Origin of the sequence: Pseudonocardia sp. 73-21, assembly GCF_001899645.1 — a bacterium.
Taxonomy (GTDB): domain Bacteria; phylum Actinomycetota; class Actinomycetes; order Mycobacteriales; family Pseudonocardiaceae; genus Pseudonocardia.
On the sequence record NZ_MKVV01000009.1, the window covers coordinates 1 to 26,078 of the forward strand.

Below are 26,078 nucleotides of genomic sequence, written 5' to 3' on the forward strand. Positions count from 1 at the left end.
CGAACCTGGACCGATTACCCGGCCAGGGCTGCGTGACAAGCCACTAGACGTCGCAACCGGCGCCGGGGCGGAGGCGGCCGCCGACAACGTCGAAGCGGTCCGAGGTGCGGAGGTCATCGTGCTCGCGGTGCCGCACGCGGCGGTGGCCGGGATCGCGAAGGAGATCGCGGACCTCGTCGGGGACGCGGTCGTCGTCGACAGCACCAACCCGCTCAACGACACCTACACCGGCCTGACGACGGAGGGCGTCTCCGCCGCGGAGGAGCTGCAGGGGCTGCTGCCCGCGGCCCACGTGGTGAAGGCCTTCAACACCGTCTTCGCCGGGCGGCATGCCGACCCCGCTGAGGACGGGACGCCGCTGGACGCGTTCATCGCTGGGGATGACGCGGCCGCGAAGACCGTGGTCGCGGGGTTCGCCGGGTCGCTGGGCTACCGCCCGATCGACGTCGGGGGTCTGCGGATGGCTCGCGCCCTCGAGGAGATGGCGTTCCTGAACATCAGCCTCAACGCGAACAACGGCCTGCCGTGGCAGAGCGCCTGGAAGCTCGTCGGCCCGACCGAGGCCGTTCGATGAGCGCGATCAGCCCGGTCCGGCTCAACCACGCGGTGCTCTACGTCGCCGACCTCGACCGCGCCGTCGACTTCTACACCGGGGTCTTCGGGATGACCGTGGCCGCCACCGAGCCACGCGCACGGGCGGCGTTCCTGCGCCTGCCGCGTTCCGGCAACCACCACGACCTGGGCCTGTTCGGGGTCGGGCCGCAGGCGCCGAAGCAGCGCGGCATCGGGCTGTACCACCTCGCCTGGCAGGTCGACACGGTAGACGAGCTCGACGCCGCCCGTCAGGTCCTCCTCGAGGCCGGAGCCTTCACGGGCGCGAGCAGCCACGGCGCGACCAAGAGCGTCTACGGCGCGGACCCGGACGGAAACGAGTTCGAGATCATGTGGATGCTGCCCCGGGTCGACTGGGGTGTCTACGAGAACGCCGCTCCGGTTGACGCCCTCGACCTGCCCGGCGAGTTGCGCCGGTGGACTGGGGTCGGGACGGCCGGGCGTCTGGTTCCGGGATCGGCCGACACCGCTGAGCAGGTGCCGTCATGACCGCACCGACCGGCTTTGCTCCCGCCGTGCACGTGGCTGCGGGCAGCCCGGATCCGGCAGCACCGCTGGTCGTGCTGCTGCACGGGCGTGGCTCGGACGAGCGCGAGATCATCGCCCTCGCCGGCCACCTACCGGAGGGACCCGCGTACGTCGCCGTCCGTGCCCCGATCGCCGAGGGCGGTGGCTACGCGTGGTTCGCCAACCGCGGTATAGGGCGGCCTCGTGCGGAGTCGCTGCGGGCCACGATGGACTGGTTCCGGGAGTGGCTCGACGAGGCGGCGCCGACTGGCAGGCCCGTCGTGCTCGTGGGATTCAGCGGGGGTGCCGCGTTCGCGGGTGGGCTGCTCCTGGACGATCCCGCGCGCTACGCCGGCGGGGCCATCCTCTACGGCACCCTGCCCTTCGATGCCGGTGTGCCGACGACACCTGCGCGGCTGGCCGGCGTGCCGGTGTTCGTGGCGCAGGGGGAGGAGGACACGGTGATCCCGCGCGAGCTGCTCGACCGCACCTGGTCCTACCTGCTCGGTGAGTCGGGTGCGCCGACGGTCGCACGGCGGGACCCGGTCGGGCACGGGATCGCGTCTCAGGCCGTGGCTGCGCTGGCGGGCTGGCTCCACGAGCGGCTCACCTTCGTCGCTGCGTGGGGCTGCACGCCGACCGCGCCGGTGGACTGGACCGGGCTGCCCGGCGGCGTGCTGCCGGCGCGTGCCGGGGCCCGGCCCGTGGTCAGCCACGACATCCCGCAGGAACAGTGCAGCGACAACGCGCCGCTCGCGCTGCAGGAACGGGTCTTCGCCCGTGTGGCGGCGTTGCCGGGCGTGTCCACCCGGCAGTCCGCGATCTCCGTTCCCGGTGCGCGGGGCTTCATGCTGCCCACACCGATCAACGGGCCGGAGGAGGCGTTCCTCGTGCCGGCCGCCGGTGAGTTCGCCCATGTCCACCCGGGGCATGACGGCTCGATGCACCTCGCGCTGCCACCGACCCACGCCGCGGACGTCGTGGCGAAGGGGTGGGGGGTTGCGCACCCCCTCGCCGGGGTCCGACTCACCCCTGGGATGGTCATGCTGTTCGGGCCCCGCGACGACACGGAGCTCGAGACCGTCGTCGGGGTCGCCGCGACGGCACACGCGTGGGCGTCGGCGACGGGCTGACGCGACGCAGCCGGCTCAGGCTCCGAGAATCTCCGCCATCCGCACCCCGATCAGGACGCATGTCGCCATCGTCGCCACGCCCGGGATGCGCGGCATGATCGAGGCGTCGGCAACGCGGAGGTTGCTCACGCCGTTCACGCGGAGCTGGGGGTCGACCACCGCGTCCGGGTCCTGGCCCATGCGGCAGGTGCCGACCTCGTGGAAGTACGTGGTGGCGCCGTTGCGGATGAAGTCGGTCAGCTCGGAGCCGGTGAGGTCCTTGCCCGGCATCACCTCGCGCTTGGCGAAGGGCTGCATCTCGGGGGCGTTGCCGAGCTCGCGGCACAGCTCGATGCCTCTGACCAGCGCCGCCACGTCGTCGGGGTGGGAGAGGAACGCCGCGTCGAGGACAGGCCTGTCATGGGGGTCGGCCGATTGGAGCTGGAGCCGTCCTCGACTCTTCGGTGCGACCAGGCCCGCACAGAGGGCCCAGCTGCTCGCGGGCGGGTTGTACTGCTTGGCCAGCACCTCGCTGGCGTAGGGGATCTCGATCTGGACGATGTTGAGGTCGGGGGAGTCCAGCGCGTTGTCGGACTTCCAGAAGCCGGCGGCGTTGGCGGCGCTGTTGCGCGGCGTCTGGGGCTCCTCGGGTTCCCACAGGCAGCCGCCGTGCAGGATGTGGTCCTGGAAGTTCGCGCCCACCTCGGGCGAGTCCGCCACCACCTCGATGCCGTGCGCCCGCAGGTCCGTCGCGTCACCGATGCCGCTGAGCATGAGGATCTTGGCGGTGTTGATGCCGCCGCTGGAGAGCACGATCTCGCTGCTGGCGCCGATGACGCGAGTGCGGCCCTCGATCTCGACCTCGACACCGATCGCGCTGCCGTGCTGAATGATGACCCGGTTGACGTGCGCGCCGGTCAGCGTGGTGATGTTGTCTTGGGTCAGCACGGGGTAGAGGAACGCCCTGGCCATGTTGTGGCGGCGGCCGCTACGGATGATCTGGTTCATCAGGGCGAAGCCGCCCGCACTCTCCTCACGGGCCCCGTTCTGGTCGGGCAGGACCGGGTGGCCGAGACCGTCGGCTGCGTCGAGCAACGCAGGAGCGAGCGGGGAGAGATCCGCAGCTGGTTGGCACCAGACCGGGCCGCCCTTACCCCGGTAGCGTGCGTCCGGCGCTCCCTGCCAGTCCTCGATCTGGCGGTAGATCTCCAGGCCGTGCTCGTAACCCCAGGCCGGGTCCCCGGTGACGTCCGCCCAGTGGTCCAGGTCCGCCTTGAACGGGCGCGCCCAGATTGTGGCGTTGATGCTCGTGCCGCCGCCGACCACACGTCCCATGTGCTCGGGGATGGCGCGGCCGTTCACCCCCGGCCCCGGGACGGAGACATCACCCCAGTCCCGCTCGGTGCCGAGATTGCCGAACCACTGGCCGGGGTCGAGGACCGACTCGGCCGTGTCCCACCCGCCTGCCTCGATCAGCAGGACGGTGGCCGAGCTGTCGGCTGCGAGCCTGCTCGCCACGACACAGCCGGCGGCACCCGAGCCGCAGACGATGTAGTCGAAGGACGAGGGGAGGTTCTTTGCCCGTGCGTCCTGGTTCGCCCTGGCCGCGTCGAGCTGGTCGGTCTGATCCGCATTGATCTCTGACGCTCGTGCTCCCGGTTCCGTGGACGTCCGGCCCCCGGTTCGGGACGTCATGGTGTGAGACGTGCGCGCGTCCGTGACTGCTGATGGGACGTCCGCGCACCCGTACTTGTCAAGCACGGGTGCGCAGACGATTCGTGCGTAGAGGGGCTACTTGAGCCTGCGGATCGAGTGCTCCTCGACGTACTCGGAGAGGCCGGCGTCGCCGAACTCGCGACCGATGCCGCTCTGCTTGATGCCCCCGAAGGGCATCCGCGGGTCGAGGGACTCGAACGAGTGGGTGTTAATGAACGTGCTGCCGGCCTCGACCTTGCGTGCGAAGGCGAGCCCGCGCTCCGGGTCGGAGGTCCAGACCGAGGACCCGAGGCCGTAGTCGCTGTCGTTGGCCCAGTCGAGGACCTGCTGCTCGTCGTCGTAGGCGATGAGCGGCACCACGGGGCCGAACTGCTCCTCGCAGGACACCGGTGCGGTGTGCTCGACGTCGCGCACCACGTGGGGGAGTACATAATAGCCGTTGTCCCAGCCCGACGGGTCGACCTTGCGGCCGAGCTCGACGAGCTGGGCTGAGGAGCTGCGGGTGCGGTCGAGCAGGTCGAGGACCTTCTTGTACTGCGCCTCGTTGTTGAGCGGGCCGAAACTGGACTCGGGGTCGAGGCCGTGGCCGACCGCGTACTGGTCGACGCGCTCGCAGAAGGCGTCGGCGAACCGGGTGTACTGCGAGCGCGGCACGTAGATGCGCTTGACGGCGAAGCAGATCTGACCCGTGCGGGTGTAGACGCCCCTGAGCATCCGCTCCAGCGTCAGGTCGAGATCGGCGTCGTCGAGCACGACGGCGGGATCGTTGCCGCCGAGCTCGAGGGTGACGTTCTTGATCGTTGCGGCCGTGGACTCGATGACTCGCTGCGCGGTGGAGGTGCCGCCGGTGAATCCGACCTTGCGCACGAGCGGGTGGCTGGTCAGCGCCGCGCCCACGTCGCCCTCGCCGTGGACGACGTTCAACACGCCGGTGGGCAGCACCTCGGCCACCCGCTGCAGCAGCAGGGTCAGCGCCGCCGGCGCGAACGGCGACGGCTTGAGCACCAGCGTGTTGCCGGTGGCCAACGCCGGGGCGAGCTTCATGACGGTCAGGACGACGGGCATGTTCCACGGCACGATGGCCGCGGCGACGCCGCGAGGGGTCTTCTCGACGCTGATGAAGCTCTGCTCGTCGTCGAACTGCAGCGGCTGGAAGAACGCCTCCGCCAGGCTTGCTGTGTGCTGGAGGACGCCGGTGCCGAGCCCGAAGTCGGTCTGGGCCTCCCACAGCATGCCGCCGTGCTCACGCACGAGCAGTGGGGCGAGCTCCTCCCCGCTGGCGGAGATGACCTCGGCCGCGGCGAAGAGCAGGCGGACGCGTTCGGCGACAGAAGTGTCGCGCCAGGCCGGGAACGCCGCGTGTGCGGCGCGGACGGCGCGGTCGACGTCATCGGCGTTCCCGACGGCGACATGGGCGACGACGTCGTCGAGTCGGCCGGGATCGTGGACGTCGCGCAGGTCGGAGGCGGACATCTGACCGCCGATCAGGTGTCCGACCTGCGGGACGGTGGTCTGGGTCATGTCTCCAGGGGTCCTCTCGAACGAGATGTGAACAGCGATGTTCGGACCGCGATGCGGCGCTTCTTGTGACAACTTATCGACGGCCGTCGCTAGATCTGTAGGGCAAGCATCATGGACGGGTCGCATGTGAGTGTCAATCCTGCGCCGGTCGTCTCATCTGCGGAACATCTCGCCTGCTCTGACGCCCTAGGCCGGCAGGAACCCCTCGAGCAGGTGGATGAACTCGGCGCACTTCTCGATCTGGGTCCAGTGTCCGCACTGGTTGAACACGTGAAGCCGGGCTCGTGGGATCAGCTCGCTCAGATGCTGCGACGACGACAGCGGGATGATCTGGTCGTCGCGGCCGTGCACGACGAGCGTGTCGTGGTGCAGCGCGCGTAGTGATTCGTCGGGCAGTGCGAGGGCGTCCACACCGTTCTGGCGGGGTGCCGGGAACATCGCGGAGTAGGCCTCGTGCACCCCGTCGCGGATCGACGCCTCGTAGCGCAGGCGGGCCAGGTCGGGGCCCAGAAGTGACCGGTCGTAGGCGAACAGTTCGAGCAGGTGTGCCATGTTCTGCACCGAGGGCTCGTACCCCCACACGGCGTCGAGCCCGGGGGTCAGGGCGAACCGGGTACCGGCGCTGCCCATGAGTACCAGGCGGTCGACGCGATCGGGGTGACGGTCGGCGAGCCAGAGAGCGAGTGCTCCGCCGAAGCTGTTACCCACGATCGAGACGGTGGGCAGGTCGAGGGCGTCGAGGACGCCGACGAGGTGCTCGGCCCAGGCCTGCTGCGAGAACTCGAAACCGGTGGGGTGCTCGGTGTAGCCGAACCCGACGATGTCGGGGGCGATCACCCGCCGGTCGGCCGCCAGCGGCGGCAGGATCCCGCGCCAGTTGGCCCACGCCGAGACCCCGGGTCCGGACCCGTGCACGAGCAGTACCGGCGGACCGTCGCCGTGGTCGTGGTAGTTCGTGCGGATCCCGCCCGCCTGGATGCTCCGCCCGATCTCCGGGTTCGCCTCGGTCACGGTCCGGGTCATCTCAGACCTCCGTTCTCTGGGGTTCGGGGACCCGTATCACCCCCGCTGCACACGGCACGGTAGCAAGAACTTTTGGCAATCAACAGCAGTGCTCCAGATCATACTGTTGCAGTAACCGCAGCTAGATGCCCTGTTGACGCGTGCGTAACTGGCGTCTATCTTCATGCAGAATTCAAAACCTTCCCCTCGTCCTGGGTCTCGCTGCCGGTTCGGTCAGCGGGACTTTCGATCTCACGAAGGAAGTGCTGCAGTGACGCAGATGGTCAGCGAGACGTCCGCCGCGACCGCGGGAGAGAACTCCCGCCGTCCCTTCACCGGTACGGAGTACCTGGAGAGCCTCAACGACGGGCGCGAGGTGTGGATCCACGGCGAGCGCGTGCAGAACGTCGCGGAGCACCCGGCGTTCCGCAACACCGCGCGCATGGTCGCGCGGCTCTACGACTCCATGCACGACCCGGCCAACAAGGGCACCCTCTCGGTGCCGACGGACACCGGCAACGGCGGGTTCACCCACCCCTTCTACAAGGCGCCCTACTCGCCGGCCGAGCTGCGCGCCGGCGCCGAGGCATCAGCCGAGTGGGCTCGCATGACCTACGGCTGGCTCGGGCGCAGCCCCGACTACAAGGCGGCGTTCCTGTCGACGCTGGGCTCGCACACCGAGTTCTACGCGCCGTACCAGGACAATGCGAAGCGCTGGTACGCCGAGTGCCAGGAACGGCTCCTGTACGTCAACCACGCCATCATCAACCCGCCGGTCGACCGCGATCTGGGCATGGAGGCCGCCGGTGACGTCTTCATGCGCGTGGTCGAGGAGACCGCCGAGGGTCTGGTCGTCTCTGGGGCGAAGGTCGTGGCCACCAACTCGGCGCTGACCCACTACAACTTCGTCGGCAACTACGGGCCGCTGCCGGTGAAGTCGAAGGAGTTCTCGGCGATCTTCATGGTCCCGATGAACACCCCGGGCCTCAAGCTGATCTGCCGCCAGTCCTACGAGCTCAACGCCGCGGTCAACGGCAGCCCGTTCGACTACCCGCTCTCGAGCCGCCTCGACGAGAACGACTCGATTCTGATCATGGACCGCGTCCTGGTTCCGTGGGACAGCGTGTTCTGCTACGACGTCGACAAGGCCAACAACTTCTTCGCCGGCTCCGGGTTCGTCTTCCGCGCCATGCTGCACGGATGCGTCCGCCTCGCCGTCAAGTTCGACTTCCTCGTCGGCCTGCTCACCAAGGCGCTCGAGATGACCGGCACCGGGAACTTCCGTGGGGTGCAGACCCGTGTCGGCGAGCTGGTGTGCCTGCGCAACCTGTTCTGGGCGTGCGTGGACTCGATGGTCGACAACCCCGCGCAGTGGGCCGACGGCACCTCTGTGCCCAACCCGGACTCGGCCGGGGTGTACCGGTTGATGATGACCCAGGCCTACCCGCGGGCCAAGGAGATCTTCGAGCAGGATGTCGCCAGCGCGCTGATCTACCTGCCCTCGAGCACCGAGGACTGGAAGAACCCCGAGCTGCGCCCCTACCTCGACCAGTTCGTCCGCGGCTCGGGCGGCCGGTCGGCCGAGGACCGGGTCAAGCTGATGAAGCTGATCTGGGACGCGCTCGGCTCCGAGTTCGGTGGCCGGCACGAGCTCTACGAGCGCAACTACTCGGGCAATCACGAGAACCTGCGCATCGAGGCCTACCTCGGCCAGGTTCAGACCGGTCAGATCGCCGGCTACCAGGCCATGGTCGACCGCTGCATGTCCGAGTACGACCTCGACGGCTGGACCGTGCCGGACCTGGTCAACAACGACGACGTCCGGTACCGCGGCCCCCGGAGCACTCACTGACGTCGGAGGAGAGGTCCGCGCAGGGACTCGGACGGGTGGGGCGTGTCACCGACGTGGCGGTGCCCGCGACACTGGGCACCCCCACCGGTCCGGGACGGCCCGTGGTCAAGCACAGGGAGGCACTGGTGGTCAGGGAGATGGTCCCGAAGCCGACGAAGGCTGCGTCGTCACGGGCGGAGGACATCGCCGCGCGGTTGGAGATGGAGATCCTGCGCTCCGGGCATCCCGCCGGGACACGGCTGGGCCTGCGCACCGAGCTGATCAGCCGGTTCGAGGTCAGCCCCGGCGTGATGAACGAAGCCCTCCGCTTGCTTCGTGACCGTGAGCTGATCACGGTCAAACCCGGCCCGAGCGGCGGCGTGTTCACCGCCGACCAACCCCCCGGCGTCCGGTTGGGTGCGCTGGACCTGTGGTTCCAGGGACTCACCATCCCACCGTTGGAGATCTTCGAGTCCCGCACCCTGCTCGAGGAGATGTTCAACAATCTCGCCCTGCAGAACTCCACCCCGGCCGACCACAAGGATATCGAGCGCGGGCTCCACCAGATGAGCAACTCCGCCGGTGACCCGCGTGGCTTCTTCGAGGCCAACGTCGAGTTCCACCGCGCCATCGCGAACTCCACCGGGGTCACCGTCCTGACGTCGATCTACCACAGCCTGGTCACCGTGCTCACCGGTGCGCTCGTACGCGCCGTCTGGACCGACGGCCACGAGCAGACCATCGACCACAACCTCCGCGTCCACGGGCAGATCCTCGAGGCGATCCGTGCCAAGGACCGCAAGCGGCTGGAGACCGCCACCCGCCTGCACCGCGTCGACATGGTCAGCATCGCCCAACCCGAGAAGTCCCCCGCCGCCCACATCGACCTCAGCCCGACCGGCGAGACCGACGACAGCAACGTCGGCTGACACCAGCGTCGAGGCCGACTCCTCATCGCGCCGCCCACCGACCAGGTTCGTCCACCGAAGGAGGCAACCGCCATGGGCCACCCCGCCGATCCGGACCCGGACACCGAGACCGAGACCGTGGTGATCGAGCCCGGTCAGTTGCGGTCCTGTCTGGGCCGGTTCGCCACCGGCGTCACCGTGGTCAGCTACGCCCACGACGAGCAGGCTCGCGGCGCGACGGTCAACGCGTTCAGCTCGGTCTCGCTCGACCCGCCGCTGGTGCTCGTCTCCATCGCCCGCACCGCAAAGGCATGCTCGCTCCTGGAGAACAAGCCGTTCGTGGTCAACGTTCTCTCCGCCCGCCAGATCGGCGTCGCCATGACCTTCGCCGGCCGGCCCGACGACGCCGCAGTGATCGAGTGGGACCACGGCCGCCACGCGCCCCGGCTGCGGCACACGCACGCCGCGCTCGAATGCACTCCATGGCGCTCCTACGACGGAGGCGACCACGTGCTCTACCTCGGGCGTGTGGAGGACATCGCCATCCGCGAGAACGAGCCGTTGCTGTTCTACGGCGGGTCGTTCCACCGCCGGGGAGACGGCCTCGACGTCGCGGGGCGCAGCACCCGCGGCTGCGCTCCCACCGCCTTGCCGCTGCAGGTCGACGCCATGGAAGAACTCACCAAGGAGTTCGTGGCCGGCTGGATCTAGCCGGCCACGAACCGTTCCACCGTCCCTACCGCCGTCTGACAGGACGGCGGGCGATCCCGCACGCCCGACTCACCCCCCACCCCAGAAGGTGAACGCGACCCGGGCCCCTCCGGGCCGCTGCGACGCCCCAAGAAAGGACAGGCCACATGACCGCCGTGACCCAACCGGAGACCTCGACCGCCCAGTACGTGGAGGTCACCACTCCTCGGGTGCACAACCTGCACCACGTCGAGGTGTTCACCCCGAAGCCGAACGAGTCGCTTGACTTCTTCACCCGCGTCCTCGGTCTGCACGAGACCCACCGCGAGGGCCAGTCGGTCTACCTGCGCGGCGCAGGCGAGTGGGCGCGGTACTCCACCATCCTGACCGAGGGCCCTGAGCCCGGCCTCGGGCACATGGCGTGGCAGGTCGCGGAGCCCGACCAGGTCGAGGGCTGGGCCCGTCGCATGAAGGACGTCGGCGTCGAGCACAAGCTCGAGAGCGGCGGGTCGCGGTTCGCCCAGGGCGATACCTTGAGCTTCACCGGCCCCTTCGGGCACCGCACCGAGCTGTTCTACGACTTCGAGCGCTACGTCCCGGCGGAGCCGTCCAAGCTGCTCAGCCAGCCCGTCAAGTTTCCGAACCCCGGCATCGGGGCCAAGCGGCTGGATCACCTCAACATCACCGCCCGCAACGTCGACGAGGCGCGGGACTGGTACACCGACGTGCTCGGGTTCAAGCTGCGTGAGGCGGCCCGCACCCCAGACGGCGACATCGGCGTGTGGATGTCGGTCACATCCCAGGTCCACGACCTCGCGATCATGCGCGACGGCCTGGGCGAGCGCGGCCGGCTGCACCACATCGCCTACTACCTCGACACCCCCGAGACGCTGCTCAGGGCCGCGGACACTTTCGTCGAGGAGGGCACCCCGATCGACGCGGGTCCCGGTAAACATGGACTCACCCAGGCGTTCTTCATCTACGTGTTCGAGCCCGGCGGCAACCGCGTCGAGCTGTTCTCGGGCGGCTATCCGATCCACGGCCCGGACTGGGAGCCGATCATCTGGGACGGCGCGGCCATCGAGAAGGCCATCGTCTGGTACGGCGGCCAGTTGCCGGACACCTTCTTCACCGTCGCAACCTGACACGGCGGAGTGAGGTCGGCGTTGCGTAACCCGCACCAGCCGCTGCTCACTATCATGCGCCGGTCTACTGGTCGAGCCTGGACCCGGGGAGTAGACCGCCGTCGAGCGCGATGACCTTGTCGGTCAGGTAGCCGTTGCGCAGCATGGCCATCGCCATGTCGGCAACCTCGTCGACCGTGCCGAGGCGGCCCACTGGGACGGGCATCGGCAGGGGCCCGTCCACTGAGCCCGGCAGCATCCAGGTGCCACCGATCAGCGCCGGTGCCAGTGCGTTGACCGTCACCCCGGAGCCTGCGACCCGGCCTGCGAGGTAGTGCACGAGCCCGTGCAGCGCGGCTTTGCTCGACGCGTAGTGCGGGCCGATGGTCCCGCCGTTGAACGCCGCGGTCGAGGAGAACAGGAGGACGCGTCCGAAGCCGCGCTCGACCATGCCCGGCACCAGCTGTCGGGCGAGGAAGAACGGCCCACGGCCGTTCACGGCCATCGTGTGGTCCCAGGTTTTCTCGTCGACGTCCTCCCACGAGGTCCGCACGGCGGCAGCGGCTGCGGTTACGAGCACGTCGACGGCACCGAGCCGTTCCTCGGCCAGGCGCGCGACTGCTGCCGGAGCAGCCGGGTCGGCAAAGTCGGCACGCACCACCTCCGCGCGCCTGCCCATCGCACGCACACGATCGGCGAGCTCTTCGGTCTGATCAGCGTGCCCGGCGAAGGTCAGCACCAGGTCGGCGCCGGACTCCGCGAGCCGCAGTGCCACAGCACCACCGATCCCTCCGGATGCCCCGGTGAGGACGGCGACCCTGCCCTGCAGAATGTCGACGATCATGGTGCTTGCCATGGCGGAACCTTCCCTCGCGCGTTGTGGCGTAAGCCAATTCATTCAGGCTCGCGGCCCGCCTGCCACGTAGAGCACCTGGCCGCTGACGAACCCGGCCCGCTCGTCGACGAAGAACGACACGGCGTTGGCGATGTCGTCGACCTCGCCCGCGCGCTGGACGGGGATCGCAGCGGCGCGGTCCTGGACGTACTGCTCCCATGGCACGCCGATCCGCTCGGCCGTCGCCTTCGTCATGTCGCTGGCGATGAACCCCGGGGCGATGCAGTTGGCGGTGATGCCGAAGCGGCCGAGCTCGATGGCGAGGGTCTTGGTGAAGCCCTGGATGCCGGCCTTGGCGGTGGCGTAGTTGGCCTGGCCGCGGTTGCCGAGCGCTGAGGTGGAGGAGAGGTTGACGATGCGGCCCCAGCCGGCATCGACCATGTGCTTCTGCACGGCGCGGGTCATGAGGAAGGAGCCGCGTAGGTGGACGCCCATGACGGAATCCCAGTCGAGCGGCGACATCTTGAACAGGAGGTTGTCGCGGGTGATGCCGGCGTTGTTGACCAGGACTGTCGGTGCGCCGAGCTCATCGACGACCCTTGTCACGGCCGCGGCGACCGCCGACTCGTCCGCAACGTCGGCGCCGACGGCTATGGCGGTGCCGCGGTGGGTGGCGATCGCGTCGACGGTCTCCTTCGCGGTCGACTCGTCCAGGTCGAGCACGGCGACGGCGAACCCGTCCTGCGCGAGCCGCACGGCGGTGGCTGCGCCGATACCGCGGGCGGCTCCCGTGACGAGCGCGACGCGGGGTGTGGGGTCAGGCATCGGTGGCCTCCTCGGTGGCGCCGAGACCGAGCTCGGCAAGGATCGCTGTGGTGTGTTCCCCGAGCGCGGGGACCGCACCCATCGGCAGCTCGACATCGCGGAACGTCATCGGGGGCAGCACCCCGCGGATCTCGCCCGCTTCGGTCTCGACGGGCCTCCAGCGGTCGCGCTCGGCGAGCTGGGGATGCTCCACGAGGGCTGCCGTCGAGTTGATCTGCGCGGCGGGGATGCCGACCTCGGCGAGCCGCTCGTCGAGCTCGGTGGTCGTCCACGTGCTCGTGTACCCGGCGACGAGCGCGTCGCACTCGTCGCGGTGGCGGACACGCTCGACGTTGGTAGCCAACCGGGGGTCGTCGGCGTGCTCGGGATGGCCGAACACCTCGGTGACGAGCGCTCGCCAGCCACGGTCGTTCTGCACCCCGATGAGCACCTGCCCGTCCTTGGTGGGGTACGCGTCGTAAGGGGCGATCGCGGCGTGGCTCAGCCCCATGCGCGGGATCTGACGGCCGCCGTAGAGCTGCATGTAGAGGGGGTGCCCCATCCACTCCACGGCGGAGTCGAACATCGACACGTCCACGACGGCGCCTTCGCCGGTCCGCTCCCGACGGAACAGCGCACTCATCACGGAGATCGTCGAGTAGAGCCCGGCGGCGATGTCGGCGCTCGGCACACCGGTCTTCGTCGGAGTGTCGGGCGTGCCGGTGACCGAGACCATGCCGGACTCCGCCTGGATGAGCATGTCGTAGGCCTTGCGATCCTTGCGCGGGCCGCTCGTGCCGTAGCCGGAGATGTTGACAACGACGAGACGCGGATGGGACGCGCGCAGCGTCGGTCCGTCGAGACCGAGCCGCTCCACGACCCCGGGCGCCGTGTTGTGCAGGAACACGTCGGCGCCGTCGATCAGCTCGCGGGCGACCCGCGCGCCGTGCTCGCTCTTGAGATCGAGCGCGATCGACTCCTTGCCGCGGTTGAGCCACACGAAGTGCGAGGCCAGACCATGCACGGCATGGTCGTAGTGGCGGGCGAAGTCGCCCTCACCGGGGCGTTCGATCTTGATGACGCGCGCCCCGAGGTCGGCGAGGTGGCGGGTCGCGAGCGGTCCGGCGACAGCTTGCTCCAGCGCAACGACGGTGATGCCCTCCAGCGGCAGCACGCCTGTCACAGCGCGGCCACGGCCCGGCGCACCAACGCGCCGCCGACGATGAGGCGCTGGATCTCGCTGGTGCCTTCGTAGAGGCGGAGCAGGCGGACGTCGCGGTAGATGCGCTCGACCGGAATCTCCTTCATGTACCCGGCGCCGCCGTGCACCTGCACGGCGAGGTCGGCGACCCTGCCGACCATCTCGGTGCAGAACAGCTTCGTCGCCGACGGGGCGATCCGCCGGTCCTCGCCGGTGACGTAGGCGCGGGCGGTCTCGCGAACCATCGCGCGGCCGGCGAGCACACCGGCCTGCTGGTCGGCGAGCATGGCCTGGACGAGCTGGAAGTCGCCGATCCGTTCGGACCCCTGGGTGGTGGAGGCGGCGTAGGCCACCGACTCGTCGAGGGCGCGCTGCGCGGTGCCGACGGCCAGGGCGGCGATGTGCACACGTCCCCGTGCGAGGGAGGTCATCGCGGCCTTGTACCCGGCCCCCTCGTCGCCGCCGATGAGCGCGTCGGCGGGCACCCGGACCTGGTCGAATGCCACGTCGGCGGTCCATGCGCCCTCCTGGCCCATCTTCGCGTCCTTCGGGCCGACCTCCACCCCGGGGGTGGTGGCGGGCACGAGGAAGACGGCGATACCGGGGTTGCCCGCGGCCGGTTCGGCGGTGCGGGCGAAGACGATGAACAGGTCGGCGATCGGGGCGTTGGTGATGTACTGCTTGCGACCGTCGATCACCCACCCGTCGCCGTCCCGGGTCGCGCGGGTCCGCAGGCCGGCGGGGTTGGAGCCCGCGCCCGGTTCCGTGAGTGCGAAGGAGGCGACGACCTCGCCGGACGCGATGCGTTCGAGCCACCGCTTCTTCTGCTCGTCGGTGCCGAACCCGACGAGGACCTGACCGGCGATGCCGTTGTTGGTGCCGAACATCGACCGCAGCGACAGGGTGGTGTAGCCGAACTCCATCGCGAGCTCGACGTCCTGGGTGAGGTCGAGGCCCAGACCGCCCCACTCGTCGGGGATCGCGTACCCGAACAGGCCCATCTCCGCCGCGGCGGTGCGCAGGTCGTCGGGGATGCGGTCCTCGCGCATGATCTCCGTCTCGCGCGGCACGACCTTCGTGCGGATGAAGCTGCGGACCTGCTGCTGGATGAGGGCGAAGTCCTCCGCGGACACCTGTGTCTCGGTCACGCCTCCATACTCGCGGCCGATTTGACGCACGTCCAAGACTAGTTCGACGGCTATTGTTTCAGTTCAAGCATCAATGAAGGAGGCGTCGGGTGAACGACGGTCAGCTCCGGGCGTTCGTGGCGGTTGCCGACAACCTGCACTTCGGCAAAGCCGCCGAACACCTGCGCCTGGCGCAGCCCTACCTGAGCCGCACGATCCGGTCGTTGGAGGACGAGATGGGTGCCGCGCTGTTCGCGCGCACCACTCGCCGGGTGGAGCTGACCGCCGCCGGCCGCGCGCTGCTCGACCCCGCCCACCGGATGCTGGCGCTGCAGCATGAGGCCCAGGCGCAGGTCACCGCGGCCGTCGAGGGGCGGAGCGGACGGGTCCGCATCGGATTCGCCGGGCCGTCGGCGCACGTCGCGGTGGGACGCCTGGCCAGGGCGGTGCGCGAGCAGTACCCGCTGGTGGATCTCGACCTGCGCCCGGGCACCTACGGCACCACGGCACTCGCGGACCTCGCGAGGGGCGACATCGACTTGGGCCTGGCGCGGTTCACCGGGACGCCTCCGGGTGTCGCGTCCCAGGTCGTCGAACCGGACCGGTGCGTATTCGCGGTGCCGGTCGGCCACCGCCTCGCGGACGCCGGGCGGATGCGTTTCGTCGACCTGCGCGACGAGCCTTTGGTCGCCTTCCCCGAGTCACACGGCTCCGCGGTCCGCGCGCTGCACGTCACGATGTGCGAGCAGGCGGGGTTCGCGCCACGGTTCGTCCAGGCGGCACCGGATTCGTGGACATGCATGGCGCTCGTCGCCGCGGGGGTCGGCCTGCACTTCACGACGGCGAGCGCCGTCGCGCAGCTGCCGCTCGACGGGGTGCGCATCGTCGAGGTGCAGGACACGATGGCGCCGATCGCCGTCCACCTCGTGTGGCGGTCCGACGACGACGGTCAAGTGCTCCACCGGGTCCTGGCCACCGCCACCGAGGTACTTCCGGGCACATGAGCCATCGACGGCCGGCTACACCTTCTGACAGATCACTGCATCACGCATAGCGCGGCTCCTCCTCGAGCGGTGCCGTGTCGGTCGCCGAATGCAGTGGCTGCGCTCGGCGTCGGCGGCGCGCCGCCGCCAGGCTCTCCACCGCGAGCGGATCGGCCGCACCGACCGCGGACCGCGCACCGAGATCGGCGAGGATCTCGTTCGCGACGGCGGCCACGACCACGGGGTCCGCATCGGATTCCGGAAAGAGCGAACACGCGTGCGCCGACCCGGCAGGCCGCAGGTACACCACGATGCCGTTCCCGGCGGCCGCGAAGCGGATCATCGCCGCGTCGAGCTCCTTCCGGCAGACACAGCTCGTCGAGCGCAGTACATCGCCCGTCAGGCATTCGACATGCACGTGGACGGGGGAGTCGTGAGTGGCCGGCCCTGCGACGAGCGCCAGGTGCTCCGACCCGTCCCGCGGATCGGCGTAGCCGATGGCGGTGAACTGGCCGTGTTCGGTCGGGAGCGCGGTCGCCGCCGCCCGCCGGACCGCGGGCTCGGCGCGGCGCCGGTAGCGGATCAGGTCCTCGATCGAGACCAGCACGAGACCGTGTTCCTGAGCGAACCGCTCGAGCTCCGGTCCCCGCGCCATCTCACCCGGCCGTTCCACGGAGACGATCTCGCAGAGGGCACCCGCCGGCGGCAACCCGGCGAGACGAACAAGATCGACGGCGGCCTCCGTGTGCCCTGGCCGCGTGAGGACGCCGCCGTCGCGCGCGCGGAGAGGCACGACGTGCCCGGGCTTCGTGAACTCGGCGGCGGAGGACGTCGGCGAGCCGAGCGCGGCCGTGGTGGCCGCCCGGGCCGCGGCCGAGATCCCGGTGCCGGTCCCGTGCAGATCCACCGTGACCTGGTAGGCGGTGCCGAACCGGTCCTGGTTGTCGTGGTGCATCGGCGAGAGCCGCAGGCGGTCGCACTGATCGCCGGTGAGCGCGACGCAGACGAAACCGGAGGTGTGGCGCACGGTGAACGCGAGCAGCGCCGGCGTCGCGAGTGTGGCGGCGAAGATCAGATCGCCCTCGTTCTCGCGGTCGGCGTCGTCGACCACGACGACGGGCCGGCCGGCGGCGACGGCCTCGATCGCGGCGCGAACCGCCACGTCGCCGGGTTCTGTGGCGTCCATCAGAGGGGCGCTGCCCGGCTCAGACATTGGCCAGCCGCCGGAACCGGCTGCCGTGAAAGACCAGGGGCGCGGCAGTGGTATCGGCGCGGATCCCGAGCACGTGCAGCAGGACGATGTCGTGGTCGCCCGCCGGGACCTCGGTGTGGATGGTGCACGACAGCCACAGGGTCGCCCCGTGGACGAACACCGCACCGTCGTCGGCGACCCAGTCTGTCCCGGCGAAGCGGTCACCGGTCTTGCGGGCGAGGCGTGCGCAGATGTCGTCATGCCCCTCGGCGAGAACGCTCAATCCCAACCGGCTGCGATTACGCAGGACGGGCCACGTGGTCGAGGTGTGCTGCATGCACACCGACACGAGCGGCGGCTCGACGGAGACGGACGTGAACGAGCTGGCCGCCAGCCCAACCGGTGTGCCGTTGACATCCGCACACACGGCCGTCACACCGGAGGGGAAGCAGCCGAAGGCCGTTCGGAGCTGTTCGCCGGTCGTGACCGGCACGATCCCTGTCATGAATCCCTCTCCGTCCGCGGGCATCGGTGCCGGCGTCGACAGGGACGGTAGGCGCACGTGCGCCCCGACGAGTGTGCAACTTTCGGACGCTTCAGGGCCTACTACGTGAAACAACTGCCCGACGACCGTCAGAATTGTGACCCGCTGCAGGACGCCTGACTCCGCGGGTCGTCCGGGGCCGGGGGATCGCATCACTGCTGGTCAGGGTCATGAACGGCGCGCGGAGCTCGTCATGAGGAGTGTGGAGTGTCCCAGAAGAGAACACCTGACGACCCGACTCCTGTGTGACTGTCCCGTTCGACGCGCTGAAAGACCTGCACGGATTCCTCGAAGGACCCCAGCAAGGGAGCTGACATGGCACTGAAGTTCGGGACGTTCATGGCCCCGTTCCACACCCCCGTGGGCCAGGACCCCACCTACGCGATCGAGCGCGACCTGGCCGTCATCCGGCACATGGACATGCTCGGGTTCGAGGAGGCGTGGATCGGGGAGCACCACTCGTGCGGTGCCGAGCTGATCCCGGACCCGTTCATCTTCATCGCCTATGCGGCGCAGGAGACCAAGCACATCAAGCTCGGCACCGGAGTCGTCTCGCTGCCGTACCACAACCCGCTCTGGATCGCGGACCGCGCGTTGTTCACCGACCGCCTGCTGCGCGGTCGCTTCATGCTCGGCCTCGGCCCGGGCGCCCTCCCGACCGACGCCACGATGATCGGCCTGTCGTTGGAGGAGCAGCGCGGCGCCTTCGAGGAGGACGTCGACGTTCTCATGGCGATCCTGCGGGGCGAGACGGTGAGCCACGAGACGCCGCGCTACCGCCTGAACGAGGCGCGGACGCAGTTCGCGCCCTACAGCGACTTCGACATCGTCTGCGCGGCCATCGCCAGCCCGACCGGCCCGCGGGTGGCGGCGAAGAACGGCATCAACCTGCTGTCGGTCGGTGCGACCGCCGCCGGCGGTTTCGACGCGCTTGCCCTGCACTGGGACGTCATGGAGGAGCGGGCGCCGCAGTTCGGGCACACCCCGGACCGCGCTGGGTGGCGCCTCGCCGGCCCCATGCACCTCGCGGAGACCAAGGAGCAGGCCATCGAGGACGTCCGCCACGGCCTCGACGACTGGTGCCACTACACCCAGCACATCCTCGCCGCGCCGCACTTCCGTGCCGTCGGTGAGACGTTCGAGGAGCGGGTGGCCTTCGTCAACGAGTCCGGTCTCGGCGTCATCGGCACCCCGGACGACGCTGTCGCCCAGATCGAGCGGTTGGAGAAGCAGTCCAAGGGCTTCGGTTCCTACCTGCTCATCCACCAGGAATGGGCCCGGCACGCTGCCACGCTCAAGAGCTACGAGCTGTTCGCCGAACACGTGAAGCCGAAGTTCCAGGGCAGCGCGAGCCGTCTGCAGTCGGCATCGGACTACGCGACGTCGCGTTGGACGGAGCTCAACGACCGTCAGGGAGCTGCGATCCAGGCGGCCACCGACCGGCATGCCAAGGAGCGAGCGGACGCCGGGAAGGCCTGACCTCACGGCGGTGCCCGGCCCTTCTGGCGCGGTGGTCGGATAGCCGCAGCCACCGCGGTTCTTGCGGCACGCGCCGACAGCCGCGACAGTCATGATGGCCGGCCGGTGTGGGTATCCGGTCCGCACCTGCCGGCCACCAGGGAGAGGCATGGCGATGATCGACGACGATCGCGAACTGCTCGAACGGGACGGCCGCCCCTCCACCGCGGTGCGGTCAGAGATCGCAAACTCGTGGCGCCGCAGCCAGATCAGTGGGGTCAGCCCCGACGCGGTGACGATCCTCCCCGGTGAGGCACCGCTGGACAGCAAGATCGCGCGGGTGGCCGTGCCGATCCTGTCCGCGATGGCGGAGGTGCTGATCGGCGCCAACACGAGCCTGCTGCTCAGCGCGCCGGACGGGACGATGTTGTGGCGGTGGACCGAGGACAACCGGCTCAAGGCACTGCTCGACCGCAACAGCGCAGTCGTCGGCACCCGGTGGAGCGAGGACGTCGTCGGCACCAACGGCCTGGGCACATCACTGGAGACCGGTTGCCCGATCACCATCCACGGCGCCGAGCACTTCGCCGAAGCCCTGCACGCCTTTACCTGCGCGGGCGCCGCGATCCGGCACCCCGTCACCCGCCGTGTGGCCGGAACCCTCAGTGTCACCAGCCTGAACGAGCACTCGAGCCCGCTCATGGCCGCGACGCTGAAGAAGCTCGTGCGCGAGGTCGAGGAACAGCTCTACGGTGACAGCACCCTGCGCGAGCGAGAGCTGCTGCACCATTTCCTCACCGAGAAACGCCGCCGTTCCGACGGCGCTGTTGTGGTGGTCAACGGCGACACGGTCATCACCAACAAGGCCGGCGCGAAGCTCGGGATCGATCACCGGGCTATCTGGAACCAGGTCGAGGCGGGCCGCCCAGCCGCCGCCGACCTCGAGCTCGACCGGACCGATGGCGCCGAGGACATCAGCTGGCGGACCATCGAGCACGCCGGATCAGTGGTCGGGCTCGTGATCGTCGCGAGCCAGGGGACGGATTACCCTTCTGCAGCAGCAGCCGCCAGCGGAGTGCGGAAGGCGCGCGCCTCGCGGGTGCCGAACTGGAACGATCTGCACACCACATTGCGGCAGGTCGCCTCTGGGTGCGACCGGATACTTGTCACCGGTGAGGCAGGAGTCGGCAAGCGCACACTCGTGCAGGAGACGTTCGGCGCTCCGACACCGTTGTTGGAGCTCGACTGCGCCGAGACCGAGGAACTGGGCTCGAAACAGTGGCTGGCCATGGCCCGGTCGACGCTCCAGCAGACCGGCACCGGTGCTGCTCCCGTGTTGTTGTCGCACCTCGAATCACTATCGGTCGGATCGCTCAGATCTCTGGGCCGCATCCTCGACTGCCTGCCGCGTGATGCAGGTGGCCTGCGAATCGCGGCGACCTGGACGCCGACCGGGAACGAGCCCGGGCCGGCACTTCAGTCGCTTCTCGACCGGTTCGCGACCGAACCGTTCGAGGTGCCGCCCCTGCGGAAACGCCCGATGGACATCCAGCACCGGCTGCTCGACCAGGGACCCGCGGTGCCGACGCTCACCTCCACGGCGGCCGAGCTGGTGCAGCGGCATCCCTGGCCAGGCAACCACCGTCAGCTCGAGGAGTTTCGCCGGTGGCTCATCCGCCAACGCCGACCAGTGATCGATCTGGTTGATCTGCCCGCGCGGTGGTCCCGCGATGCGGCAAGGTCCAGGCTCACGGCGATCCAGGCGGCAGAAGCCGATGCCATCAGCGCCGCGCTCGGTGCGCACAACGGCAACAAGGCAGCCGCCGCCGTCGAGCTGGGAATCTCGAGATCCTCGCTCTACCGAAAGATGCGGGAGTACCACCTCACCTGAGGAACAACGGCGCGGCCGGACATCGGCTGACCACGTGCCCCGGACCGTTCGGCCGTCTCGGTCTCATGCAAAGCGTCCCGCTGCCGATGACGTGCTCGGCACGCGATCAGCGACGCTCGACGTGGGCGCGCACGGCGGTCGAGTCGACGTCGGTCCAGCCCTTGCGCTCGGCGTAGGCGATCATCCCGGAGAGCTTGTCCGGCCAGTCCGCGCCGACCCGGCCGTCCACCAGTCGTCGGATCGCCGCGACCGAGACCATCAGGTGGTTCCCGTCCGGCAGGACCTCTCCGACCCCCGACTGCCGCGCCTGGGCGGCGAGCTCGGACGCGTCCATGTCGGCCGGGCAGACGACCGAGAACGAGGTGACGTCCTCGGGGTCCACGAGTTCGGTGCTGCCTCGCTGGATGCGCACGTACATGACGGTCGTCCTCTTTGCTGTCGACTACGGGGCCCGCCAGTGTGGCGTCCGGGCGAGGCCGGTCCATGTCCGTTCTTGGCACAGGTTCGGCCGAAGGACGGCCCCGATCGGGTTCGCGACCTACCGTGATGAACATGGCCTTGACGCATGTGTATCCCGAAGCGCAGCTGTTCGTCGATGGGGGATGGCATGCCGGTGATGGCGGCGGGTCGGCAACCGATGTCGTCGATCCAGCGACAGGACAGACGATCGGGCGCACGCCGTGGGCGGACACGTGCCAGGTTGCCGCCGCCGTAGCTGCCGCGTCCCGGAGCTTCCCGGCCTGGGCGGAGCTGCCGGGCAAGGAACGTGGCGACATCCTCCGGCGGGCCGCCGACCTGCTCTCCGACTCCCTTGGTGGTTCCGGCGAGGACCCGTCCACCGCTATGACCCTCGAGCAGGGAAAGACCCTCGCCGAGTCGTATGCCGAGTTCGCGTCGATCGTCGATCTCTTCCGCTGGTACGCCGACCAGGCCGAACGGCCTACCTCCCGCGTCGAACCGGGCTCGGTCGTGGGCGGCGACGTCACCGTGCGACACCTGCCGATCGGACCCGTCGCGATCCTGACGCCCTGGAACTTCCCGGCGTCGCTGGCCGCACGCAAGCTCGCGGCGGCGTTCGCCGTCGGGTGCACGGCCGTGGTCAAACCGGCTCCGGAGACTCCGGCGTCGATGCTGGTGGTGGCCCGCGCCCTTGACGCCGCCGGGTTGCCCGCCGGCGTCCTCAACGTGGTCAACGGAGATCCCGTGCGGATCAGCCGTGAGCTGATTCAGGCTCCGGAGATCCGGGCGGTCAGCTTCACCGGCTCCACGCCGGTCGGCCGTGAGATCGGAAGGCTCGCCGGTGGCGCCCTCACGCGCGCCACGCTGGAGCTCGGTGGGCACGCGCCCGTCGTCGTGACCGCCGATGTCGACGTCGCCGCGGCGGCGCGCACCCTCGCCACCACGAAGTACCGCAATGCCGGTCAGGTGTGTATCTCGCCGACCCGTTTCCTGGTGCAACGGCCGATCCTCGACGAGTTCGTGGACCACTTCGTCGCCTACGCCGAGGGTCTCCGTGTGGGCGCCGGTCTCGAGGACGGCGTCGACATGGGCCCGCTGGCCGTCGAACGACGTCGGCGCGGCCTGCTCGACCTCGTCGAGCGGACCGTCGACGCCGGTGCGACCCTGCGTTGCGGCGGGGAGGCGCCGGCCGGGCCGGGTTGGTTCGTCGCTCCTACCGTCGTCACCGAGGCGCCCGCGACGTCCGCGGCGATGAACGAGGAGCCTTTCGGGCCACTGGCCGTCATCAACGCCTACGACAGCGACGAGGACGCCCTGAGAGAGGTCAACCGACTGCCCGTCGGGCTCGCCGCGTACGTGTTCTCGGGGTCGCGTGAGCGGGCGGGTCGGCTCGTTGCCGGCATCGAGGCCGGCACCGTCGGTGTCAACACCGGTGTCATCGTGCACCGCGACTCGCCGCTGAGCGGGATCAAGGACAGCGGCTACGGCAGCGACGGAGGTCTCGAGGGGATGCATGAGTTCCAGCACGTGAAGGCGATCAGCGAGATCCCTGCGAGCAGGGCTGACGGATGACCGGGTTCACCGCGGCGGCCCCTCCGACGACCGGTGTACATCATTTCTCGCCCACGGTGTCGGACGTCGAGGTGTCGGCGGAGTGGTATGCGCGGGTCTTCGGTCTCGAGCGGTTACCGGGAGTCGCCCCCCACCACGGCGACGAGGACGGCGGCTATGCGGTGCTGCTGCTCGACCGGGCCACCGGCCTGCTCATCGGGCTCCACCACCACGAGGGCCACCACGGCGGCTCGTTCGACGAGCGCCGGTCGGGACTCGACCACATCGCCTGGGGAGTGCGGGATCGCGCCGACCTCGACATCTGGGCAGAGTGGCTCGACCAGCTCGCGGTGCAGCACTCGGGAGTGATCGACAAGGACGCCCGGAACTACTCGGCCATCGTGTTCCGCGACCCCGACGGCATTCAGCTCGAGCTGTTCCACCGGCATGGCTGAGTCGCAGGAGGCCGAGAGCGTGCAGGAATCGACGATGCCGAACCGGATTCGGTCCCAGATGACGTTGCGGGCGGCCGCCGCCCCGGCCAGGTAGGAGCGATCTCGTGAACGGACCGGACTACTACCTCCTCGACGACCTGCTCACCGAGGAGGCGCGAGCAGTGCGCGACCGCGTCCGCGCGTTCGTCGAGGCCGACGTCCTGCCGGTGATCAACGGGTACTGGGACAGGGCCGAGTTCCCGTTTCCGCTGGTGCCCAAGCTGGCCTCGCTCGGGGTCGGTGGCTACACCATCGAGGGCTACGGCTGTGCCGGGCTGTCCCCGCTCGAGCTCGGGATGGTCACGCAGGAGCTGGCGCGCGGGGACGGCAGCATCACGACGTTCATGAGCGTGCAGTCCGGGCTGGCCATGGGTTCGATCCACCTGCTCGGCAGCGAGGAGCAGAAGCAGCGGTGGCTCCCCGCAATGGCGGCTCTGGACAAGATCGGCGCGTTCGCCCTCACCGAGCCGCCTCGGCCGCGACGCCGGCTCGGACTCCGTCGCCCTGGAGACGACCGTGCGCCGCGACGGCGACGCGCTCGTGCTCGACGGCGCCAAGCGGTGGATCGGGAACGGCAGCATCGCCGACGTCGTGGTCGTGTGGGCCCGCGACACCGACGACGGCAAGGTGAAGGCCGTTGTCGTCGAGAAGGGCGACGACGGCTCCTATCCCGAGGGCTACTCCGCTGAGCTGATATCGGGGAAGATCGGCAAGCGAGCAGTGTGGCAGCCCGACATCACCCTGGACGGTGTCCGCGTCCCGCTCGCCAACAAGCTCGCCGAGGCGCGCTCGTTCCGCGACGCCACCCGGGTCCTCACCGGCACCCGGGGGAGCGCGGCATGGGAGTCGCTCGGCCACGCGCTCGCCGCGTACGAGATCGCCCGTGAGTACGCCACGAACCGGCAGCAGTTCGGCCGTCCGATCGCCAGCTTCCAGCTCGTCCAGGCGCAACTGGCCGGCATGCTCGCCGAGATCACGTCGATGCAGCTCTACTGCTTCCGCATGTCCCAGCTGCAGGAGCAGGGCCGCTGGACCGGCACCATGGCGTCACTGGCGAAGATGAACCACGCCCGCAAGGCGCGTCAGGTCTGCCTCGATGCCCGCGACATCCTGGGCGGCAACGGCCTGCTGGTGGAGAACCACGTCGCCCGCCACCTGACTGACATGGAGGTCGTGCACACCTACGAGGGCACCGACAATATCCAGGCGCTGCTGATCGGCCGTGATATCACCGGGATCTCGGCCCTCACCTGAGGCGAGGCCACTCCAACGCCGACTCGGCGGCCGCTCCGCTCGGCCCTGTCATCGGAGCCGACGACCTGCCCGTCCGCATCGTTGACGCCCTTCGTTCGGCATCGATGTCGAGCAGCGAGCGCGCCTAGCGTTCCGCGATCGTGGCCGTGCTCGCGACCTGCGCCGGGAACCGCCGGACGACCCTTCTCCGGAGCCTTCACCGAGGCACGTCTACACCAGGAATGTGTTTCACAAGAGAACATCACGGCGGTCCTCAGCTGTGTGACCGTCATCTCCAGCGACCGCGCCGAGTCGAGGCCGATCGCCCGTTCAAGCCCCCCGAGTGAGGACGACGATGCCCACACCCACGTTCGGTCTTTGGTACGACTTCCGCAACCCCGCCCAGTGGAGCCAGCCGATCGGCTCGCTGTACCGGGATACCCTCGAGCAGATTGTCTGGGCCGAGCAGCTCGGATTCCGGTCCGCCTGGTTCAGCGAGCACCACTTCGCGCCCGACGACTACGCCTGCTCGCCGCTGATCGCCGCCGCGGCCGTCGGCGCGCGCACCACGGAGATGCGGATCGCGACGAACATCATCGTCGCCGCCCTGCACAACCCGATCCGTTTGGCCGAGGACGCCAACGCCCTGTCCCTGATCACGGACGGGCGGTTCGACCTCGGTGTCGGCCTCGGTTACAACGAGCGCGAGTTCACGGCGTTCGACCGGGTGCGCAAGCAGCGGCCGAGTCTGTTCGAGGATGCGATCGCGATCATCCGCGCGGCGTGGAGCGGCAGCGACACAGGCTACGAGGGCAAGCGGTTGTCCATGCCGCCGGTGCGGGTCACGCCGATGGCCGAGAAGACGCCCAGGCTGCCCATCGGCGCGGTGGCCCCGAAAGGTCTGGAGCGCGCGGCACGGCTCGGCGACGGGGTCATCACGCTGTCCAACGAGCACTTCCAGGTGTACCTCGACGCGTTGGTCGAGAACGGCAAGAGCCTCGACGACGGCGCCATCTATGCCAGCCAGTGGGTGGTGCTCGCGGAGGACCCGGAGCGGGAATGGGCCCGCATCGGCGAGCACGTGCTGTACCAGGTCAACAAGTACATCGAGTGGGGCTCGTTCGAGGGTTCCGGTGTGCCGGACCACTTCGACACCCCGCAACAGCTGCTGGATTTCGGCGTGTACCAGCTGTGGGATGCCGACAAGGGTGAACCGCCCTGGGTCCGGGAGAGGCTCCTGATCTAACAAGGAGACTGGAGCCATGTCCGCTCCCCGCAAGTTC

Annotated in this window: 24 protein-coding genes and 2 pseudogenes; 16 read left to right on the forward strand and 10 right to left on the reverse strand. The window is 69.5% G+C overall.

Going from position 1 to position 26,078, the window contains the following annotated elements; genetic code table 11:
* The 3 genes from BGP03_RS01245 to BGP03_RS01255 form a co-directional block, all read left to right on the forward strand.
* Nucleotides 1-574: NAD(P)-binding domain-containing protein (locus BGP03_RS01245; RefSeq protein ID WP_299735110.1), on the forward strand; the 574-nt coding region annotated here is incomplete at its 5' end.
* Nucleotides 571-1,101 carry a VOC family protein gene (locus BGP03_RS01250; protein WP_298796167.1) on the forward strand — a complete coding sequence of 177 codons (531 nt, stop codon included), beginning with the start codon at nt 571-573 and terminating at the stop codon, nt 1,099-1,101. The genes BGP03_RS01245 and BGP03_RS01250, both read left to right, overlap by 4 nt.
* On the forward strand, nt 1,098-2,252 hold the full coding sequence (locus tag BGP03_RS01255; protein WP_298796165.1) for a luciferase family protein: 1,155 nt from the start codon (nt 1,098-1,100) through the stop codon (nt 2,250-2,252). The genes BGP03_RS01250 and BGP03_RS01255 overlap by 4 nt, the downstream gene beginning before the upstream one ends.
* A gap of 15 nt (nt 2,253-2,267) precedes the next feature.
* On the opposite strand, the gene BGP03_RS01260 is transcribed toward BGP03_RS01255, so the two are convergent.
* The 3 genes from BGP03_RS01260 to BGP03_RS01270 form a co-directional block, all read right to left on the reverse strand.
* Nucleotides 2,268-3,926: a GMC oxidoreductase gene (locus BGP03_RS01260; protein WP_298796164.1), complete on the reverse strand. Its 1,659-nt coding sequence runs from the start codon at nt 3,924-3,926 to the stop codon at nt 2,268-2,270.
* 96 nt (nt 3,927-4,022) lie between these two features.
* Nucleotides 4,023-5,468: an aldehyde dehydrogenase family protein gene (locus BGP03_RS01265; RefSeq protein WP_298796162.1), complete on the reverse strand. Its 1,446-nt coding sequence runs from the start codon at nt 5,466-5,468 to the stop codon at nt 4,023-4,025.
* A gap of 186 nt (nt 5,469-5,654) precedes the next feature.
* A complete protein-coding gene (locus BGP03_RS01270) occupies nt 5,655-6,491 on the reverse strand; it encodes an alpha/beta fold hydrolase (RefSeq protein ID WP_298796160.1) in 837 nt (278 codons plus the stop codon).
* A gap of 259 nt (nt 6,492-6,750) precedes the next feature.
* Here BGP03_RS01270 and BGP03_RS01275 point away from each other — a divergent pair, with 259 nt between their 5' ends.
* The 4 genes from BGP03_RS01275 (at nt 6,751) to BGP03_RS01290 (ending at nt 11,044) form a co-directional block, all read left to right on the forward strand.
* Nucleotides 6,751-8,322, forward strand: a complete 1,572-nt coding sequence (locus tag BGP03_RS01275; RefSeq protein ID WP_298796176.1) for a 4-hydroxyphenylacetate 3-hydroxylase N-terminal domain-containing protein — start codon at nt 6,751-6,753, stop codon at nt 8,320-8,322.
* A 35-nt stretch (nt 8,323-8,357) separates the two neighbouring features.
* Nucleotides 8,358-9,230 (forward strand): FCD domain-containing protein, encoded by an 873-nt coding sequence (locus tag BGP03_RS01280; RefSeq protein ID WP_298796158.1) that lies wholly within the window; start codon nt 8,358-8,360, stop codon nt 9,228-9,230.
* Between the two features lie 72 nt (nt 9,231-9,302).
* The gene (locus tag BGP03_RS01285) at nt 9,303-9,920 is read left to right on the forward strand and encodes a flavin reductase family protein (RefSeq protein ID WP_298796156.1); all 618 of its coding nucleotides are present in this window, start codon (nt 9,303-9,305) and stop codon (nt 9,918-9,920) included.
* 146 nt (nt 9,921-10,066) lie between these two features.
* Entirely contained in the window at nt 10,067-11,044 is a 978-nt protein-coding gene (locus BGP03_RS01290; protein WP_298796154.1) for a catechol 2,3-dioxygenase, read from the forward strand.
* 64 nt (nt 11,045-11,108) lie between these two features.
* Here the strand turns inward: BGP03_RS01290 and BGP03_RS01295 are convergent, their stop codons facing one another.
* The 4 genes from BGP03_RS01295 to BGP03_RS01310 are packed head-to-tail and all read right to left on the reverse strand — an operon-like array spanning nt 11,109 to nt 15,011.
* On the reverse strand, nt 11,109-11,921 hold the full coding sequence (locus BGP03_RS01295) for an SDR family NAD(P)-dependent oxidoreductase (RefSeq protein ID WP_363093125.1): 813 nt from the start codon (nt 11,919-11,921) through the stop codon (nt 11,109-11,111).
* The gene (fabG, locus tag BGP03_RS01300) at nt 11,922-12,683 is read right to left on the reverse strand and encodes a 3-oxoacyl-ACP reductase FabG (RefSeq protein WP_298796152.1); all 762 of its coding nucleotides are present in this window, start codon (nt 12,681-12,683) and stop codon (nt 11,922-11,924) included.
* Nucleotides 12,676-13,845, reverse strand: coding sequence for a CaiB/BaiF CoA-transferase family protein (locus BGP03_RS01305; RefSeq protein WP_298796150.1), 1,170 nt, complete (start codon nt 13,843-13,845; stop codon nt 12,676-12,678). Before BGP03_RS01305 ends, fabG begins: the two co-directional genes overlap by 8 nt.
* Nucleotides 13,842-15,011, reverse strand: a complete 1,170-nt coding sequence (locus tag BGP03_RS01310; RefSeq protein ID WP_298796148.1) for an acyl-CoA dehydrogenase family protein — start codon at nt 15,009-15,011, stop codon at nt 13,842-13,844. Before BGP03_RS01310 ends, BGP03_RS01305 begins: the two co-directional genes overlap by 4 nt.
* Before the next feature lie 89 nt (nt 15,012-15,100).
* Between BGP03_RS01310 and BGP03_RS01315 the strand changes: the two genes are divergently transcribed.
* Nucleotides 15,101-15,994: a LysR family transcriptional regulator gene (locus BGP03_RS01315; RefSeq protein ID WP_298796146.1), complete on the forward strand. Its 894-nt coding sequence runs from the start codon at nt 15,101-15,103 to the stop codon at nt 15,992-15,994.
* 40 nt (nt 15,995-16,034) lie between these two features.
* Here the strand turns inward: BGP03_RS01315 and ribB are convergent, their stop codons facing one another.
* Both ribB and BGP03_RS01325 read right to left on the reverse strand, forming a co-directional pair.
* Entirely contained in the window at nt 16,035-17,159 is a 1,125-nt protein-coding gene (gene ribB / locus BGP03_RS01320; protein ID WP_298796144.1) for a 3,4-dihydroxy-2-butanone-4-phosphate synthase, read from the reverse strand.
* Between the two features lie 19 nt (nt 17,160-17,178).
* Nucleotides 17,179-17,670, reverse strand: a complete 492-nt coding sequence (locus tag BGP03_RS01325; RefSeq protein ID WP_298796173.1) for a flavin reductase family protein — start codon at nt 17,668-17,670, stop codon at nt 17,179-17,181.
* A 354-nt stretch (nt 17,671-18,024) separates the two neighbouring features.
* On the opposite strand from BGP03_RS01325, the gene BGP03_RS01330 reads away from it, so the two are divergent.
* Nucleotides 18,025-19,188, forward strand: coding sequence for an LLM class flavin-dependent oxidoreductase (locus BGP03_RS01330; RefSeq protein ID WP_298796142.1), 1,164 nt, complete (start codon nt 18,025-18,027; stop codon nt 19,186-19,188).
* Nucleotides 19,189-19,336: 148 nt separating this feature from the next.
* Nucleotides 19,337-21,058: a helix-turn-helix domain-containing protein gene (locus BGP03_RS01335; protein WP_298796140.1), complete on the forward strand. Its 1,722-nt coding sequence runs from the start codon at nt 19,337-19,339 to the stop codon at nt 21,056-21,058.
* Between the two features lie 106 nt (nt 21,059-21,164).
* On the opposite strand, the gene BGP03_RS01340 is transcribed toward BGP03_RS01335, so the two are convergent.
* A complete protein-coding gene (locus tag BGP03_RS01340) occupies nt 21,165-21,476 on the reverse strand; it encodes a hypothetical protein (protein WP_298796138.1) in 312 nt (103 codons plus the stop codon).
* Between the two features lie 65 nt (nt 21,477-21,541).
* On the opposite strand from BGP03_RS01340, the gene BGP03_RS01345 reads away from it, so the two are divergent.
* The 6 genes and pseudogenes from BGP03_RS01345 (at nt 21,542) to BGP03_RS01365 (ending at nt 26,041) form a co-directional block, all read left to right on the forward strand.
* A complete protein-coding gene (locus tag BGP03_RS01345; protein WP_299735122.1) occupies nt 21,542-23,089 on the forward strand; it encodes an aldehyde dehydrogenase family protein in 1,548 nt (515 codons plus the stop codon).
* On the forward strand, nt 23,086-23,523 hold the full coding sequence (locus BGP03_RS01350) for a VOC family protein (RefSeq protein ID WP_298796132.1): 438 nt from the start codon (nt 23,086-23,088) through the stop codon (nt 23,521-23,523). Before BGP03_RS01345 ends, BGP03_RS01350 begins: the two co-directional genes overlap by 4 nt.
* 104 nt (nt 23,524-23,627) lie before the next feature.
* A pseudogene (locus tag BGP03_RS35700) lies at nt 23,628-23,984 on the forward strand (acyl-CoA dehydrogenase family protein); the annotation flags it as partial.
* A gap of 70 nt (nt 23,985-24,054) precedes the next feature.
* Nucleotides 24,055-24,303 (forward strand): annotated as a pseudogene (locus BGP03_RS01355) (acyl-CoA dehydrogenase family protein); the annotation flags it as partial.
* Nucleotides 24,283-24,816: an acyl-CoA dehydrogenase family protein gene (locus BGP03_RS01360; RefSeq protein ID WP_298796171.1), complete on the forward strand. Its 534-nt coding sequence runs from the start codon at nt 24,283-24,285 to the stop codon at nt 24,814-24,816. The pseudogene BGP03_RS01355 and the gene BGP03_RS01360, both read left to right, overlap by 21 nt.
* A gap of 334 nt (nt 24,817-25,150) precedes the next feature.
* Nucleotides 25,151-26,041 (forward strand): LLM class flavin-dependent oxidoreductase, encoded by an 891-nt coding sequence (locus BGP03_RS01365; protein WP_298796130.1) that lies wholly within the window; start codon nt 25,151-25,153, stop codon nt 26,039-26,041.
* Nucleotides 26,042-26,078 lie beyond the last annotated feature (37 nt).

What these genes read in the sequence shown, in the direction of transcription:
- BGP03_RS01270 (WP_298796160.1), bottom strand. Translation starts at nt 6,491, where the DNA reads ATGACCCGGACCGTGACCGAGGCGAACCCGGAGATCGGGCGGAGCATC.
- BGP03_RS01275 (WP_298796176.1), top strand. Translation starts at nt 6,751, where the DNA reads ATGGTCAGCGAGACGTCCGCCGCGACCGCGGGAGAGAACTCCCGCCGT.
- fabG (WP_298796152.1), bottom strand. Translation starts at nt 12,683, where the DNA reads ATGCCTGACCCCACACCCCGCGTCGCGCTCGTCACGGGAGCCGCCCGC.
- BGP03_RS01250 (WP_298796167.1), top strand. Translation starts at nt 571, where the DNA reads ATGAGCGCGATCAGCCCGGTCCGGCTCAACCACGCGGTGCTCTACGTC.
- ribB (WP_298796144.1), bottom strand. Translation starts at nt 17,159, where the DNA reads ATGGACGCCACAGAACCCGGCGACGTGGCGGTTCGCGCCGCGATCGAG.
- BGP03_RS01340 (WP_298796138.1), bottom strand. Translation starts at nt 21,476, where the DNA reads ATGTACGTGCGCATCCAGCGAGGCAGCACCGAACTCGTGGACCCCGAG.
- BGP03_RS01365 (WP_298796130.1), top strand. Translation starts at nt 25,151, where the DNA reads ATGCCCACACCCACGTTCGGTCTTTGGTACGACTTCCGCAACCCCGCC.
- BGP03_RS01295 (WP_363093125.1), bottom strand. Translation starts at nt 11,921, where the DNA reads ATGAATTGGCTTACGCCACAACGCGCGAGGGAAGGTTCCGCCATGGCA.
- BGP03_RS01330 (WP_298796142.1), top strand. Translation starts at nt 18,025, where the DNA reads ATGGCACTGAAGTTCGGGACGTTCATGGCCCCGTTCCACACCCCCGTG.
- BGP03_RS01265 (WP_298796162.1), bottom strand. Translation starts at nt 5,468, where the DNA reads ATGACCCAGACCACCGTCCCGCAGGTCGGACACCTGATCGGCGGTCAG.
- BGP03_RS01255 (WP_298796165.1), top strand. Translation starts at nt 1,098, where the DNA reads ATGACCGCACCGACCGGCTTTGCTCCCGCCGTGCACGTGGCTGCGGGC.
- BGP03_RS01335 (WP_298796140.1), top strand. Translation starts at nt 19,337, where the DNA reads ATGGCGATGATCGACGACGATCGCGAACTGCTCGAACGGGACGGCCGC.
- BGP03_RS01325 (WP_298796173.1), bottom strand. Translation starts at nt 17,670, where the DNA reads ATGACAGGGATCGTGCCGGTCACGACCGGCGAACAGCTCCGAACGGCC.
- BGP03_RS01290 (WP_298796154.1), top strand. Translation starts at nt 10,067, where the DNA reads ATGACCGCCGTGACCCAACCGGAGACCTCGACCGCCCAGTACGTGGAG.
- BGP03_RS01285 (WP_298796156.1), top strand. Translation starts at nt 9,303, where the DNA reads ATGGGCCACCCCGCCGATCCGGACCCGGACACCGAGACCGAGACCGTG.
- BGP03_RS01260 (WP_298796164.1), bottom strand. Translation starts at nt 3,926, where the DNA reads ATGACGTCCCGAACCGGGGGCCGGACGTCCACGGAACCGGGAGCACGA.
- BGP03_RS01345 (WP_299735122.1), top strand. Translation starts at nt 21,542, where the DNA reads ATGTCCGTTCTTGGCACAGGTTCGGCCGAAGGACGGCCCCGATCGGGT.
- BGP03_RS01350 (WP_298796132.1), top strand. Translation starts at nt 23,086, where the DNA reads ATGACCGGGTTCACCGCGGCGGCCCCTCCGACGACCGGTGTACATCAT.